Annotated in this window: 12 protein-coding genes; 6 read left to right on the top strand and 6 right to left on the bottom strand. The window is 63.5% G+C overall.

The window, feature by feature from the left end; all coding sequences use genetic code 11:
• Positions 1-59: 59 nt before the first annotated feature.
• A complete protein-coding gene (locus ACX0MV_RS04540) occupies positions 60-977 on the bottom strand; it encodes a LysR family transcriptional regulator (protein ID WP_458981294.1) in 918 nt (305 codons plus the stop codon).
• 105 nt (positions 978-1,082) lie between these two features.
• Between ACX0MV_RS04540 and ACX0MV_RS04535 the strand changes: the two genes are divergently transcribed.
• From ACX0MV_RS04535 to ACX0MV_RS04525, 3 genes are all read left to right on the top strand, one after another.
• Positions 1,083-1,376, top strand: a complete 294-nt coding sequence (locus tag ACX0MV_RS04535; protein WP_458981293.1) for a putative quinol monooxygenase — start codon at positions 1,083-1,085, stop codon at positions 1,374-1,376.
• An 11-nt stretch (positions 1,377-1,387) separates the two neighbouring features.
• Positions 1,388-2,404 carry a zinc-binding alcohol dehydrogenase family protein gene (locus tag ACX0MV_RS04530; protein WP_458981292.1) on the top strand — a complete coding sequence of 339 codons (1,017 nt, stop codon included), beginning with the start codon at positions 1,388-1,390 and terminating at the stop codon, positions 2,402-2,404.
• A 171-nt stretch (positions 2,405-2,575) separates the two neighbouring features.
• Positions 2,576-2,755 (top strand): hypothetical protein, encoded by a 180-nt coding sequence (locus ACX0MV_RS04525; protein ID WP_458981291.1) that lies wholly within the window; start codon positions 2,576-2,578, stop codon positions 2,753-2,755.
• Positions 2,756-2,758: 3 nt separating this feature from the next.
• Here ACX0MV_RS04525 and ACX0MV_RS04520 read toward each other — a convergent pair whose 3' ends face one another.
• The 3 genes from ACX0MV_RS04520 to ACX0MV_RS04510 all read right to left on the bottom strand — a co-directional run bounded on the left by ACX0MV_RS04520 (position 2,759) and on the right by ACX0MV_RS04510 (position 8,366).
• Positions 2,759-3,946 (bottom strand): Bcr/CflA family multidrug efflux MFS transporter, encoded by a 1,188-nt coding sequence (locus ACX0MV_RS04520; RefSeq protein WP_458981290.1) that lies wholly within the window; start codon positions 3,944-3,946, stop codon positions 2,759-2,761.
• 140 nt (positions 3,947-4,086) lie between these two features.
• A complete protein-coding gene (locus ACX0MV_RS04515) occupies positions 4,087-7,215 on the bottom strand; it encodes an efflux RND transporter permease subunit (protein ID WP_458981289.1) in 3,129 nt (1,042 codons plus the stop codon).
• An 11-nt stretch (positions 7,216-7,226) separates the two neighbouring features.
• Positions 7,227-8,366, bottom strand: coding sequence for an efflux RND transporter periplasmic adaptor subunit (locus ACX0MV_RS04510; RefSeq protein ID WP_458981288.1), 1,140 nt, complete (start codon positions 8,364-8,366; stop codon positions 7,227-7,229).
• A 138-nt stretch (positions 8,367-8,504) separates the two neighbouring features.
• On the opposite strand from ACX0MV_RS04510, the gene ACX0MV_RS04505 reads away from it, so the two are divergent.
• On the top strand, positions 8,505-9,149 hold the full coding sequence (locus ACX0MV_RS04505; RefSeq protein ID WP_458981287.1) for a TetR family transcriptional regulator: 645 nt from the start codon (positions 8,505-8,507) through the stop codon (positions 9,147-9,149).
• Here the strand turns inward: ACX0MV_RS04505 and ACX0MV_RS04500 are convergent.
• Complete coding sequence (locus ACX0MV_RS04500; protein ID WP_458981286.1) at positions 9,136-9,348, bottom strand: heavy-metal-associated domain-containing protein; 213 nt, start codon at positions 9,346-9,348, stop codon at positions 9,136-9,138. The two genes, ACX0MV_RS04505 and ACX0MV_RS04500, sit on opposite strands and share 14 nt — an antisense overlap.
• Positions 9,349-9,525: 177 nt before the next feature.
• On the opposite strand from ACX0MV_RS04500, the gene ACX0MV_RS04495 reads away from it, so the two are divergent.
• Complete coding sequence (locus ACX0MV_RS04495; RefSeq protein WP_458981285.1) at positions 9,526-11,910, top strand: heavy metal translocating P-type ATPase; 2,385 nt, start codon at positions 9,526-9,528, stop codon at positions 11,908-11,910.
• Positions 11,911-12,126: 216 nt separating this feature from the next.
• Entirely contained in the window at positions 12,127-12,525 is a 399-nt protein-coding gene (cueR, locus tag ACX0MV_RS04490) for a Cu(I)-responsive transcriptional regulator (RefSeq protein ID WP_458981284.1), read from the top strand.
• Between the two features lie 61 nt (positions 12,526-12,586).
• Here cueR and ettA read toward each other — a convergent pair whose 3' ends face one another.
• The gene (ettA, locus tag ACX0MV_RS04485; RefSeq protein ID WP_458981283.1) at positions 12,587-14,278 is read right to left on the bottom strand and encodes an energy-dependent translational throttle protein EttA; all 1,692 of its coding nucleotides are present in this window, start codon (positions 14,276-14,278) and stop codon (positions 12,587-12,589) included.
• Positions 14,279-14,392 lie beyond the last annotated feature (114 nt).

Raw genomic sequence — 14,392 nt, 5'->3', positions numbered from 1 at the left:
TGGGGCGCATATGACGCAGCAGCACTGCGATGGATTGCCGCAGCGCGCTGGCGGGAATCTTAGTTCGGCCAGCGCGCATCCGCCAACAACTCTGCACAGCGTGCTTGCACGAACTCACGCAGCAGCAACACCGGCTTACTCAGTTGCGCACGGTGCGCGCAGATCAGGTTGAGCGGCGTCGGCTCACCACGCAGCTCGGGCAACAACACCTGCAGCCGCCCGGCACGCACGTCGCCGGCCACATCCAGCCAGGATTTGTACACCAGCCCGGCGCCACTCACCGCCCAGCGCCGCACTACATCGGCGTCGTCACTGACCCGGTCGCCCTTGACGCTGATGCCCTGCTCACGCTTGCCATCGCTGAAGCGCCAGCGGTCATGCACACGGCCGCCGAGCATATAGAGCAGGCAGTTGTGCCCCGCCAGCGCTTCCACTGATTGCGGCACGCCATGCGCTTGCAAGTACTGCGGCGCAGCGCATAACACGCGCCTATTCAGCGCAGCCACGGGCAGGGCAACCAGGCTGGAATCCTCCGGTGCGCCATAGCGCAGGGCGATGTCCACCGGTTCGCGGAACAGATCGGCCACGCGATCACCGAGCAGCAGGCGCAACTGCAATTGCGGATGCGCCTGTTGAAACTCATCCAGCCAGGGCAGCAAGGTGTTACGGCCAAAGTCCGATGGCGCGGACAGCTGCAGCGGCCCGCTGATGCCGACCTTGCTCCCGGCCAATTGCTGCCGGCCGTCATCCAGGCTCTGCAGGGCCAGACGCGCATGACCGAGAAACAGCTCGCCCTCCGGCGTAGGCCGCAGGCTACGGGTGGAGCGGCTGAACAGGCGCACCTGCAGTTGCTGCTCCAGGCGTTTAAGCGCGGCACTGGCCACCGCCGGAGAAATATCCAGACGCCGCGCCGCCGCCGAGAGGTTGCCCAGATCGGCGGTCGAGACGAACAACTGCAAATCATCAAAACGCAGCATGGCGATTCATTATCAAAAAAATATTGAAAGAGACTCTAGTAGCCGGCGGTTTTTCTCGTCAATCAAATAACCGAGCATGGCCACATCTTGAACCGGAGCCCAGCCATGTCGAGCCCACTCACCCTGATCGCCACTATCACCGCCCGCCCCGGCCAAGCCGAGGCGGTTGAAGCCGGCCTGCGCCAACTGGTGCCGCCCAGCCAGGCGGAAGCTGGTTGCCTGCAATACAACCTGCACCGTCATCAGGACAACCCACAGGTGTTCAGCATGATCGAGCAATGGCAGGACGCCGCCGCCCTGAGCGCGCATCAGCAGACCGCACATTTTCTGCACTTCGGCGGAACCTGCGGCAGCCTGCTGGAACAGGTCGATCATCAATTAATGCACCGTATTCTCTAAGGAGCGTCCTCATGAAAGCTGTCGCCTATTACCAGTCCCTGCCCGCCGACCACGCTGACGCCCTGCAGGATGTTGAACTGCCGGCGCCAACGCCTGGCCCGCGCGATCTGCTGGTCGAGGTCAAGGCCATTTCGGTCAATCCAGTGGACACCAAGATCCGCCGCAACGTCGCCCCCGAACACGGCGAACCCAAGGTGCTTGGCTGGGACGCTGCCGGCATCGTCAAGGCGATCGGTCCCGAGGTCACCCTGTTTCAACCCGGCGACCGGGTGTATTACGCCGGCGCGATCAACCGCTCAGGGGCCAATAGCGAGTTGCATGCGGTGGACGAACGCATCGTCGGCCATATGCCCAGCAGCCTGTCATACGCCGAAGCAGCCGCGCTGCCACTGACCGCTATTACGGCTTGGGAGTTGCTGTTCGAGCGCTTGCAGGTCAGTCAGGGCAGTACCGACCAGGGTCAGAGTTTGCTGATCGTGGGCGCGGCAGGTGGCGTAGGGTCGATCCTCGTCCAGCTGGCACGCCAGCTCACCGGGCTAACCGTAATCGGCACGGCCTCGCGCCCCGAGACTCAGGATTGGGTGCGTGAACTCGGTGCGCACCATGTAATCGATCACAGCCAGCCGCTCAGCGCCGAACTCAAACGCATCGGTATTGCTCAGGTGACTCATGTCGCCAGCCTGACGCAGACCGACCAGCACTTCGACCAGCTGATCGAAGCGCTGGCCCCGCAAGGTCGTCTGGCGCTGATCGACGACCCGCTGCAACCGCTGGATGTAAGGAAGCTCAAACGCAAGAGCCTGTCGCTGCACTGGGAACTGATGTTTACCCGTTCGCTGTTCGAAACCGATGACATGGTTGAGCAGCACAACCTGCTGGAGCGAGTCGCAACGCTAGTCGATGCCGGCACGTTGAAGACAACCCTGGGCGAGCATTTGGGCCGCATTGATGCAGCCAATCTGCGCCGCGCTCACGCTGTGCTGGAAAGCGGCAAAGCCCGTGGCAAGGTGGTACTTGAGGGCTTCTGAGCCTAACGGTGGGCTCGGCGTGTACGCTGAGCACCGCTTAGGTGCCACGTGCACGCGTGCGCACTGGCCGTTTTAACGCAGTGACTGCCTGGCGGCTTACCATCGGTCGGTGTAAGAGAAGCTTCACAACCGCGGACTACACTCAACATCTCTCTTCCCGGAGGTAGTGCCATGAGGATTTCGATTCAGCCCGTGCTTCGAGCGAACGTCCAATGCTGGCAAGTGCATGTCGACAAGCACAGCGTGACCTTTCGCAGCGAGAGTGAAGCCCAGCAATTCATCAGCACCCTGGAAACGCGCCTGAAGGCGCCGCACCCACTGCCCCTACCCGCCCAACGCATCGCCGGCTAGCGCTTATGGCGTTGCTATCGGGCGCCGCTCGGCCCAGCGGGTAAAGCACGAAAACAACACCGCAAGCGCGCCGCAGCAAAAAATCACCAACGCCATCGGCAATGCGCTGCCGTCATGCAATGCGGCCACCACGGCGGCGGCACTGGCGGCGATGGCGAACTGCAAACTGCCCAGCAAGGCCGATGCACTGCCGGCATGTCGACCCTGACCGGCCATGGCGCAGGCCGATGCATTCGGCAGCAGGATGCCCAGGCAGGCGATGCAACCAAATAGCGGAATGAGCAACGGCCAGAGCGCCACGGGCTTGGTCGCCGCAACCAGCAACAGAACCAGCGCACAGGCCAGGTAGAACCAGACGATGCGGTTCAGCCAGTAGCTCGGTCCGTGCCGCGCCACCAGCCAGGCATTCAGCTGGGCCACCAGAATGAAGCCCAGCGCATTGCTGCCGAACAGCCAGCCGTAGTGCTCGGGCGACACCCCATAAAGCTCGATGAAAACAAACGGCGAGCCCGCGATGTAGGCGAACATGCCCGCCATGGCAAAGCCGCCGCTCAACGCATACCCGAGAAACGGCAGATCGCCGAACAGCCGACGGTACTCGCCGAGCGCACCACGTAATGGCGCGACCGGCGTTGCGGTCGACAGGGTTTCCGGCAGCCACAGGGCAACGCCGATCAGGCACAGCGCGCTAAACAGGGTCAGGCAGAGGAAGATCGATGGCCAGCCGAAACTGCTCAGCAGGATACCGCCCGCCAGCGGCGCAAGAATCGGCGCCAGGCCCATCACCAGCATCAACTGGGAAAACACCTTGGCCGAGGTGATCGGATCGCACAGGTCACGCACCACGGCCCGCGACACGACCATGCCCGCGCACCCGCCCAGGGCCTGAACGAAGCGCGCCGCGATCAGCCACTCCAGGCTCGGCGCCAACGCGCAGGCCAGCGAAGCCAGGGTGAACAGGCTTACGCCCGCGAGCAATGGCTTGCGCCGACCAAAACGATCAGCCAGCGGACCGTAGAGCAGCTGGCCGATCGCCAGGCCGACGAAATACGCCGCCAGCGACAGCTGCACGTGTTCGATATCGGTGACGAAGACCTGGGCCAGGGTCGGGAAACTGGGCAGATAGAAATCGATGGCCAGCGGACCAAACGCGCTTAACGCGCCAAGAATCAACAGAAGACGTAACGGCATGGGTATCCAGAAAAATAATCACAGCGAACAGCGGGAAAACTCAAAAGGCCTGTCAGGGCGAAACCCCGCGTGGCAACTGGTCGCAGGCTGGTTGAGGCGAACTCAAACCAACCTGCGCCTGTTGCCCTTAGGCGCAAGGATCAAACCGGTGTATCGGTCTTTTTCCGGCTTTTGCCGATTTTCTCCGCCAGCGATTCCACCAGCAGGTAGAACATCGGAATCAGGAAGATCGCCAGGAAGGTCGCCGCGAGCATGCCGCCGATCACCCCGGTACCGATCGAATGGCGGCTGGCCGAGCCTGCGCCTGAGCTGATCGCCAGCGGTACCACGCCGAGGATGAACGCCAGCGAGGTCATGATGATTGGGCGGAAACGCAGACGCGAAGCCTCCAGCGCCGACTCGAAGATGCCCATGCCCTGGTGTCGGCAGAGCACGGCGAACTCGACGATCAGAATCGCGTTCTTCGCCGCCAGGCCGATCAGGGTGACCAGGCCGACCTGGAAGTACAGGTCGTTTTCGATGCCGCGCAGCCATACCGCGAGGATCGCGCCGAACACCGCGAACGGCACCGCAGTCACCACTGCCAGCGGCAGCGTCCAGCGCTCGTACTGGGCAGCAAGGATCAGGAACACCATGATCAGACCGAAGATGAAGGCACTGCTACCCGAGCCTTGCGACGCCACTTCCTGGAAGGCCGAGCCGGTCCAGCCGATGCTGTAGTCGCTGCCCAGCACTTCATCCGCCACGTCCTGAATCGCGCTCAGGGCCTGGCCGGAGCTGTAGCCAGGCGCCGGCCCGCCGAGGATCTTCGCCGCCGGGTAGACGTTGAAACGGGCATAGGTATCCGGGCCGAGAATCCGCTCGACCTTGACCAGGCTGGCCAGCGATACCAGCTCGCCGCCGCCCGCCCGCACATAGACCTGGGACAGGTCTTCCGGCCGGCTGCGGAACTCTGCCTCGGCCTGCAGGCTGACCTGGAAGGTACGGCCATACAGACTGAAATCGTTGACGTAGTAGCTGCCGAACGTCGCCTGCATGGCGGTGAACACATCATTCACCGCCACACCCAGGGCGCGCGCCTTGGTCCGGTCCAGGTCGATGAAGTACTGCGGCACATTGGCGCTGAAGGTGCTCTGCACCCCGGCCAGTTCCGGGCGCTTGGCCGCAGCCGCCAGGAAGGCCTGGACCTTCTCGGCCAGCTGCGCGGTGGTGCCGCCGCTGCGATCCTGGATATAGCCTTCAAAACCGCCGGTGGTGCTCATGCCGGTAATCGGCGGCGGGTTGAAACTCATCACCACGCCGTCTTTCTGCGCGGCGCCCATGCCCATGAATTCACCGGTCAGGTTGCGCGCATCCAGCTCTGGCGTGGTGCGCTCGCTCCAGTCTTTCAGTGGCACGAAGGACACCCCGGCATTGCTGCGGGTGCCGAAAGTCAGCACGTCGAAGCCGGCGAAGGTCACTACATCCTGCACCGCCGGGTGATCCATCAGTTGCTGGGTCACGTCGCTGGTCAGCTTCTCGGTGCGGGTCAACGACGCGGCGGGCGGCAGGAAGTAGGCGTTGATCACATAGCCCTGGTCCTCGTTGGGCACCAGGGAACTGGGCACCCGGTTGAACAGCACCACCATCAACGCAATCATCGCGCCGAACAGCAGCAGGCCCACCGCCGAACGCTTGAGGAAGAAGCGCACGCCGGCGGTATAGCCGCTGGTCAGCTTGTCGAACACCCGGTTGAAGGCGCGGAACGGCGCTGCCGGCTCGTGATGCCCAGGCTTGAGTAGCAAGGCGCAGAGTGCCGGGCTGAGGGTCAGGGCAACGATGCCGGAGATCACCACCGACACGGCAATGGTGATGGCGAACTGTTTATACATCTCCCCGGCCAGGCCGCCGAGGAAGCCCACCGGCACGAACACCGCGCAGAGCACCAGGACGATGGCGATGATCGGCCCGGTCACTTCCTCCATGGCCTTGATGGTCGCCTCGCGCGGGCCGAGCTTGTCGGTGGCCATCACCCGCTCGACGTTTTCGATCACCACGATGGCATCGTCCACCACGATGCCGATAGCCAGCACCATACCGAACAGCGTCAGCAGGTTGATCGAGAACCCGAGCAGGTACATACCGGCGAAGGTACCGACCAGCGAAACCGGAATCGCCAGCACCGGGATCAGCGTGGCGCGCCAGTTCTGCAGGAAGATGAACACCACCAGCACCACCAGGATCAGGGCTTCGAAGAAGGTGTGGATCACCTCCTTGATCGATACCTGAACGAATTTGGTGGTGTCGTACGGCACCTTGTAGGTCATGCCGCTGGGGAAATTCTTCGACAGCCGTGCCAGCGTCTTGCTGACCGCCTCGGCGGTATCCAGGGCATTCGCGCCGGGCTGCAGGTACACGCCGAAAGCGGCGTTCTGCTGACCGTTGAGCGAGGTCATCAGCGAGTAGTCCTGCGCCCCCAGCTCGATCCGCGCGACATCCTTGAGCAACAGGCTGGCACCGGTGTCGTCGGTGCGCAGGATGACGTTCTCGAATTCTTTCGGGTCGGTGAAACGGCCCTGGGTGGTCACCGTGTATGTGAAGTCCTGTTCCTGCTTGAGCGGCTGCTGGCCAAAGCTGCCGGCGGCGAACTGCGAGTTCTGCTCACGGATCGAATTGACCACATCGGTCGGCGTCAGGTTGTACTGCGCCAGCTTGTCCGGGCGCAGCCAGATGCGCATGGAATAGTCTTTCGAGCCGAACTGGCTGACATCGCCCACGCCCGGCAGGCGCTTGAGTTCGTCGATCACGTTGATCAGCGCGTAGTTGCTGATGTACACCGGATCGCGCGAGCCATCCGGCGAGTACAGGGTCACGACCTGCAGAATGTCCGAGGACTTCTTCTGCACCTTGACGCCCTGCCGACGGACTTCTTCCGGTAGTTTGGCCAGGGCGGCCTGGACGCGGTTGTTGACGTCGATGGTGGCCTGATCGGGGTCGCGGCCAACCTCGAAATACACCGACAGGCTCATGGCGTTGCCGCCCGAGTTGGACTGCTGGTAGATCATCCCCTCGACGCCATTGATCGACTGCTCCAGCGGCGCGGCCACCGTTTCGGCGATCACCTGGGCGCTGGCCCCGGCGTAGCTGGCGCTGACCGACACCTGCGGCGGCAGGATCTGCGGGTATTGGGCGATCGGCAGCGTGCGCATGGCCATCAGGCCGGCCAGCACGATGATGATCGAAATGACCGCGGCAAATACCGGGCGGTCGATAAAGAAGCGAGAGATCACCGGGGACCTCCTTAGGACTGGCTGGCGGCTGGCGCTGCAACTTTCACTGGGCTGTCCGGGCGCACCTTCGGCAGGCCCTCGACGATCACCCGATCACCGGCGCTGATGCCGGAAACAATCACCCAGCGGCCTTTGGCCGTGTGCCCGGTGGTGACCTGACGCATACGCGCCACCCCGCCATCATCCACCACATACACAAAGGTACCGCCTGGCCCCTGGGATACCGCGCGCTCAGGCAGGGTCATGGCATTCGGGATGCTCAGGCCCTTGACCTGTACCCGCACGAACTGGCCGGGCAACAGCGTCTCGTCCGGATTGGGCACCACGGCGCGAGCGCTGACAGTACCGGTGCCGCGATCCACCAGGCTGTCGGTGAAGTCCACCTTGCCTTCCAGCGGATAGACGCTGCCGTCGCCGAGCTTGATCTGCACGCTCATCTTGCCGTCTTCCGGTAGCACCAGGCTGCCGTTCTGCAGGCCGGCGCGCACGCTTTCCACATCGGAATCCGGGGCGGCGAAGTTGACGTAGATCGGGTCGAGCTGGGTGATGTTGCTCAGCAGGCTGGCATTCGGATCGCCGGCCACCATCAGGCTGCCTTCGGAAACGGTTTCCTTGCTGGTGATCCCGGAGATCGGCGCTTTTACCGTGGTGTAGTCGAGATCGATCTGCTTGGACTGCACCTCGGCTTCGGCGGCCTGGATGTTCGCCTTGCTCTGCTCGAAGTTGGAGACGGCGTTGTCCAGCTCGCTCTCGCTGGCAAAGCCCTTTTTCTGCAGCTCGCGGATGCGCTTGAGGTCACGTTCGGTCTGCCGATAGCGCGCCTGTTCCTGCGCCAGCGCGCCTTTGGCCCGGCTCAGCGCAGCCTGGTAGGTACGCGGGTCGATGCGGAACATCACCTGGCCCTTCTTGACCTGGCTACCTTCCAGATAGGTACGCTCCTGGAGGATACCGCTGACCTGGGCACGCACCTGCACTTCGCGAAAACCTGCGGTACGCGCGGAGTACTCAAGCTCCAGCGGCAACGCCTCGGCCTTGACGGTTTCCACGACCACCTCGGGCGCCGGCGGGGCGTCGGCGGCGAACAGCGGGGAAGCCAGCATGAGCAACAGCAGAGAACCGGCAGCGGCCGGCAGACGACGGGGGAAAAACATGGGTGTCTCCGAGAGAACGCAAGGCGCAGCGTGTGAGACCGGCAATGCTAGTTACATACACGAGTGTTTGTAAATAGAACATTACCCTTAACTTCATTACACTTTGCCCTGAGCCTAGTCAGAAATACGCCTGCTGCCATGCGCCGAACCAAAGAAGACGCCGAGAAGACCCGTAACGCCATCCTTGAGGCGGCCGAAACGCTATTCCTGGAAAAAGGCGTGGCGCACACCAGCCTGGAACACATCGCCCGCCACGCCGGGGTGACGCGGGGCGCGGTGTATTGGCACTTCGCCAACAAGGCGCACCTGTTCAATGCCATGCTCGGTCAGGTACGCCTGCCGCCCGAACAACTGGCCGAGCGCATGCGCGGCTGCCCTGAGCACGACCCGCTGCTGACACTGCGCGCGCTCTGCATCGAGGCCATCGAAAACCTCGCCCGCGACCCGCAGAAGAAACGCATCTTCACCATCCTGCTGCGCCGCTGCGAATTCACCGAAGAGCTGCGCGAGGCCGAAGAGCGCCACGAAGCCTTTATCAATCTGTTCATCACGCTCTGCGAACAGCAGTTCAGCGCGCCAACCGTCGAGTCGCGCCTGCAGCCGGGGCTAAGCCCGCGCCTGGCTGCGCGGTCGGTGCACGCGCTGCTGATTGGCCTGTTTCACGACTGGTCGCGCGACCCCAACCTGTTCGACCCGCTCAGCGACACCGCACCGATGGTCGACGCCTGCTTTCGCGGGTTGATTCGCGACTGGCCAAGCGCCGCAGCACTTATGCCAGGCTGACGCCGTAACCCTGCTCGACGATCGCGACCATCAACTCATCCGCCGACATCACGCTCGTCACCCGCACCTCGCCACCGGGAAACTTGACCTTTACTTCAGCGGCCGGGTCACGCGCCATCAACGCCGCGGTGATGGTCTTGACGCAGTGCTGACAGGTCATGCCGTCGACCCGAAATGTGTGAACCTGAGATACCTGCATAACAACCTCCTGATAAATGAGCCGCCATGGAATGACCCACCATGGTACGCGGATGACCGCAGTCTCAACCTTTCTACCAGGGCAAGGTCAAGGGATTAAACTGCTTGACCTTGCCAGCGTGGCAAGGTTGATCCTGTGCTGGAACTCCCCGCTCCAGAACTCAACGGAGGACCGCCCATGTCCAGCCTTACAACCTTCGACCTGCCGATCAGCGGCATGACCTGTGCCGGCTGCGCGGGCCGCGTCGAGCGTGCGCTGCGTCAGGTGCCAGACGTTCGCAGCGTGAGCGTCAACCTGGCCAGCGAACAGGCACGCATCGAAGCGCCGCGAGAAAGCCTGAAGCAGGTGCTCGCTGCGGTCGAAAAAGCCGGCTATCAGGTACCGAGCGAGCGGCTGGAGCTGACCATCGCCGGCATGACGTGTGCCAGCTGCGTCGGCCGTGTCGAGCGCGCCCTGGCGCAGCAGCCGGGCGTGCTCGCGGTCAGCGTAAACCTGGCCAACGAGCAGGCCCAGCTGCGTGTTACGCCCGGTACTGATCTGCACACGCTGCTGCAAGCGGTTGCACACGCGGGCTATGACGCGAAATTGCTGGATGCCGACGCTGCCGCGCCGGACTTCGCCGCACGGCAGCTTCGCCGTGAGCGCTGGGCGCTGCTGCTGGCCCTGGCGCTGGCCGTACCGCTGGTGCTGCCGATGTTGCTCGACCTCGTCGGCATCCACTGGATGCTGTCGCCCTGGGTCCAGTTCGCCCTGGCCACGCCGGTGCAATTCGTGCTCGGCGCGCGCTTCTATCGCGCCGGCTGGCGCGCCCTGCGGGCGGGCGCCGGCAACATGGACCAGCTGGTGGCCATTGGCACCAGCGCGGGCTATGGCCTAAGCCTCTATCAATGGGCCGTCGCGCCGGCCGGCAGCATGCCGCACCTGTATTTCGAAACCTCGGCGGTGATCATTGCCTTGATCCTGCTCGGCAAGTACCTGGAAAGCCGCGCCAAGCGCCAGACCACCAGCGCCATTCGCGCACTGCAAGCCTTGCGCCCCGATCAGGCGCTGCGTCTGAAAGACGGCCAGGAGCAGTTGGTAGCCTTGAGTGCTTTGGCCTTAGGCGACCAGGTGGTGGTCAAGCCGGGCGAACGCTTTCCGGTCGATGGCCAGGTGCTGGAAGGCCGCAGCCACGCCGACGAAGCACTGATCAGCGGCGAAAGCCTGCCGCAACCCAAACAGCCGGGCGATACGGTCACCGCGGGCGCGATCAACGGCGAAGGTCGACTCCTGATCGAGACCACCGCCCTGGGCGGCGAAACCGTGCTGGCGAAGATCATCCGCCTGGTGGAGGACGCTCAGGCCGCCAAGGCGCCGATCCAGAAACTGGTGGACAAGGTCAGCCAGGTGTTCGTCCCGGCCGTGCTACTGATCGCCCTGGCCACCTTGATCGGCTGGCTGCTGCTCGGTGCACCGGCGCAAACCGCCCTGCTCAATGCGGTCGCGGTACTGGTCATCGCCTGCCCCTGTGCCCTTGGCTTGGCCACACCGACCGCGATCATGGCCGGCACCGGAGTGGCCGCGCGCCACGGCATTCTGATCAAGAACGCCGAAGCCCTGGAGGTCGCCCATGGGGTGACGGCCGTCGCCTTCGACAAGACCGGCACCCTGACGTCTGGCAGCCCGCAGATCGCCCACCTGCGCGCCGTCGATGGCGACGAGGCGACCCTGTTGCAACTCGCCGGCGCCCTGCAACGCGGTAGCGAGCACCCGTTGGCCAAGGCAGTGCTGGATGCCTGCACTGAACGCCAGCTGCAGCTGCCCAGCGTCAGCGCCAGCCAGGCCCTGGCCGGGCGCGGCATCGCCGGGCAAGTCGGTGAGCGGCAGCTGGCCCTGGGCAACAGGCGCATGCTTGATGAGCAGGGCCTGGAGAATCCCGTCCTGGCCGCCGACGCACTGGCCTGGGAAGCCGAAGGTCGCACGCTGTCCTGGCTGATCGAACAGGCGCCCCAGCCTCAGGTGCTCGGCCTGTTCGCGTTTGGCGATACGCTCAAACCTGGCGCCGCTGAAACCGTCGCCCAGCTCAAGGCACTGGGGATTCGCAGTCACATGATCAGCGGTGACAACAAGGGCAGCGCCAACGCCGTGGCCAGCACTCTGCGGATCGACTCGGTGCATGCCGAAGTGCTTCCGGCGGACAAGGCCGCGATCATTGCCGAGCTGGGTCAGGACGCGGTGGTGGCCATGGTCGGCGACGGCATCAACGACGCTCCGGCCCTGGCCGCAGCGCATGTCGGCATCGCCATGGGCAGCGGCACCGACGTGGCCATGCAGGCGGCCGGCATCACCCTGATGCGCGGCGACCCACGCCTGGTGCCGGCTGCCCTGGATATCAGCCGGCGCACCTACGACAAGATTCGCCAGAACCTGTTCTGGGCGTTCATCTATAACCTGATCGGCATTCCGCTCGCGGCCGTCGGCCTGCTCAACCCGATGCTCGCCGGCGCGGCCATGGCGGCGTCGAGCCTGTGCGTGGTGAGCAATGCCCTGCTGCTGAAACGCTGGAAACCGGAAGCGCTGTAGCCCGGATGAAATCCGGGAGCGGTTGTACAGGCGCCAGCTTCCCCGGGTTGCATCCGGGCTACGTCACGACGCAGAAGCGGCCTTGGCGGCGATCCACGTCGCCTAGATCGTAGGGAGGATCGGGGCGCGTAGCTGACGCTTTATTCACCCCCATCGCGATGGTGGATGGATAAGGCGTCATCCACCTACACAAGACAGACGTTTTGGGAGGTATTGATGAATATCGGCCAAGCTGCACGGAAAACCGGCCTTAGCGCCAAGATGATCCGCTACTACGAGCGCATCGAACTGCTGCCGGCCGCCGGGCGTACGGACAGTGGCTACCGCCAGTACAACGCCCAGGACCTGCATCGCCTGGCGTTTATCAAGCGCGCGCGGGACCTGGGGTTTTCCCTTGATGAAGTCGGCAAGCTGCTGACGCTCTGGCAGGACCGGCAACGCGCCAGCGCCGACGTCAAGGCGCTGGCTGCCGGGCATATTGAAGAACTGAACCGCAAGATCGGTGAGCTCAGCAGCCTGCGCGACACGCTGCAGGAACTGATGGAGCATTGTCAGGGCGACCAGCGACCGGACTGCCCGATTCTCAAGGATCTGGAATCCGGCGGCTGTCACTGACCTAAGCCGCTCACCAACAAAAACGGAGCCCTGAGGCTCCGTTGTCGTATCGCGTTGACGCTTACGCCAGCTTCTTGTGCCGCACGCGGTGCGGTTGCGAGGCGGCGTCGCCGAGGCGCTTCTTGCGGTCGGCTTCGTACTCGGTGTAGTTGCCCTCGAAGAACTCGATGTGCGAGTCGTCTTCGTACGCCAGGATGTGAGTCGCCACGCGGTCCAGGAACCAGCGATCGTGAGAGATCACAATGGCGGCGCCAGGGAAATCGAGCAGCGCTTCTTCCAGCGAACGCAGGGTCTCGACGTCGAGGTCGTTGGACGGTTCGTCGAGCAGCAAGACGTTGGCGCCTTCCTTCAGGGTCAGGGCCAGATGCAGACGGCCACGCTCACCACCGGAGAGGTCCTTGACGAACTTCTGTTGGTCGCCGCCCTTGAAGTTGAAGCGGCCGACATAGGTGCGCGACGGCACCTCGTAGTTGCCGATGCGGATCATGTCCGAACCGCCGGAAACGGCTTCCCACACGCTCTTGCTGCCGTCGAGGTCATCGCGGCTCTGGTCGACGCAGGCCAGCTGCACGGTTTCACCGATCTCGATGCTGCCCGAATCCGGCTGCTCTTTGCCCATCAGCATGCGGAACAGCGTCGACTTACCGGCACCGTTGCCGCCGATCACCCCGACGATGGCGCCCTTGGGCATGCTGAACGACAGGTTGTCGATCAGCATGCGGTCGCCATACCCCTTGCTGACGTTGTGGAACTCGATGACCTTGTCGCCCAGGCGCGGGCCGACCGGAATGTAGATTTCGTTGGTTTCGCTGCGCTTCTGGAATTCCTGCGACTGCATTTCCTCGAAGCGCTGCAGACGTGCCTTGGACTTCGACTGGCGGGCCTTGGCGCCCTTGCGCACCCACTCCAGTTCTTCCTTCATGGCCTTTTCATGGGCCGACTGCTGCTTGGATTCCTGGGCGAGACGCTCGGATTTGGCTTCCAGCCAGCCGGAATAGTTGCCCTCGTAGGGAATGCCGGCACCGCGGTCGAGTTCGAGAATCCAGCCGGCGACGTTATCCAGGAAGTAACGGTCGTGGGTGATCGCCACCACGGTGCCAGGGAAGTCGTGGAGGAAGTGCTCCAGCCAGGCCACCGAGTCGGCGTCCAGGTGGTTGGTTGGTTCGTCCAGCAACAGCATGTCGGGGGCCGACAGCAGCAGGCGGCACAGCGCCACGCGGCGCTTCTCGCCACCGGACAGCACAGCAACCTTGGCGTCCCACGCCGGCAGGCGCAGGGCGTCGGCGGCGACTTCCAGCTGGCGCTCCAGGTTGTGGCCATCGGAGGCCTGCAGAATGGCTTCAAGCTTGCCTTGTTCGGCCGCCAGGGCGTCGAAGTCGGCGTCTGGTTCGGCATAGGCGGCATAGACTTCGTCCAGGCGCGCCTGGGCGTTCTTGATCACGCTGACAGCCTCTTCGACCACTTCGCGCACGGTCTTTTCCGGGTCGAGCTGCGGTTCCTGCGGCAGGTAGCCGATGTTCAGGTCCGGCATCGGCCGTGCTTCGCCATTGAACTCGGTATCGACCCCGGCCATGATCTTCAGCAGCGTGGATTTGCCCGAACCGTTGAGGCCGAGAACGCCGATCTTGGCGCCCGGGAAAAACGACAGGGAGATGTTCTTGAGGATTTCCCGCTTCGGCGGCACTACTTTGCCCAGCCGGTGCATGGTGTATACGTAAGAACCTGTTTTTCCTGCTTTGTCACTTTTGGACATGATTGTACTCGCCTTTAATCCTGTGTTTTCAGTGCTTTATGGTAGCGACAAGCGCTTAAATTCTGGAAAGCAAAACGTTAGGTTTTGCGTTGACCTTAACTTGTTCCTGACTAT

Source organism: Pseudomonas cistanchae (assembly GCF_054483635.1).
The sequence above is the reverse complement of the archived record's forward strand: the minus strand, read 5'-3'. Positions and strand labels throughout refer to the sequence as shown.

What these genes read in the sequence shown, in the direction of transcription:
- ACX0MV_RS04540 (WP_458981294.1), bottom strand. Translation starts at nt 977, where the DNA reads ATGCTGCGTTTTGATGATTTGCAGTTGTTCGTCTCGACCGCCGATCTG.
- ACX0MV_RS04535 (WP_458981293.1), top strand. Translation starts at nt 1,083, where the DNA reads ATGTCGAGCCCACTCACCCTGATCGCCACTATCACCGCCCGCCCCGGC.
- ACX0MV_RS04530 (WP_458981292.1), top strand. Translation starts at nt 1,388, where the DNA reads ATGAAAGCTGTCGCCTATTACCAGTCCCTGCCCGCCGACCACGCTGAC.
- ACX0MV_RS04525 (WP_458981291.1), top strand. Translation starts at nt 2,576, where the DNA reads ATGAGGATTTCGATTCAGCCCGTGCTTCGAGCGAACGTCCAATGCTGG.
- ACX0MV_RS04520 (WP_458981290.1), bottom strand. Translation starts at nt 3,946, where the DNA reads ATGCCGTTACGTCTTCTGTTGATTCTTGGCGCGTTAAGCGCGTTTGGT.
- ACX0MV_RS04510 (WP_458981288.1), bottom strand. Translation starts at nt 8,366, where the DNA reads ATGTTTTTCCCCCGTCGTCTGCCGGCCGCTGCCGGTTCTCTGCTGTTG.
- ACX0MV_RS04505 (WP_458981287.1), top strand. Translation starts at nt 8,505, where the DNA reads ATGCGCCGAACCAAAGAAGACGCCGAGAAGACCCGTAACGCCATCCTT.
- ACX0MV_RS04500 (WP_458981286.1), bottom strand. Translation starts at nt 9,348, where the DNA reads ATGCAGGTATCTCAGGTTCACACATTTCGGGTCGACGGCATGACCTGT.
- ACX0MV_RS04495 (WP_458981285.1), top strand. Translation starts at nt 9,526, where the DNA reads ATGTCCAGCCTTACAACCTTCGACCTGCCGATCAGCGGCATGACCTGT.
- cueR (WP_458981284.1), top strand. Translation starts at nt 12,127, where the DNA reads ATGAATATCGGCCAAGCTGCACGGAAAACCGGCCTTAGCGCCAAGATG.
- ettA (WP_458981283.1), bottom strand. Translation starts at nt 14,278, where the DNA reads ATGTCCAAAAGTGACAAAGCAGGAAAAACAGGTTCTTACGTATACACC.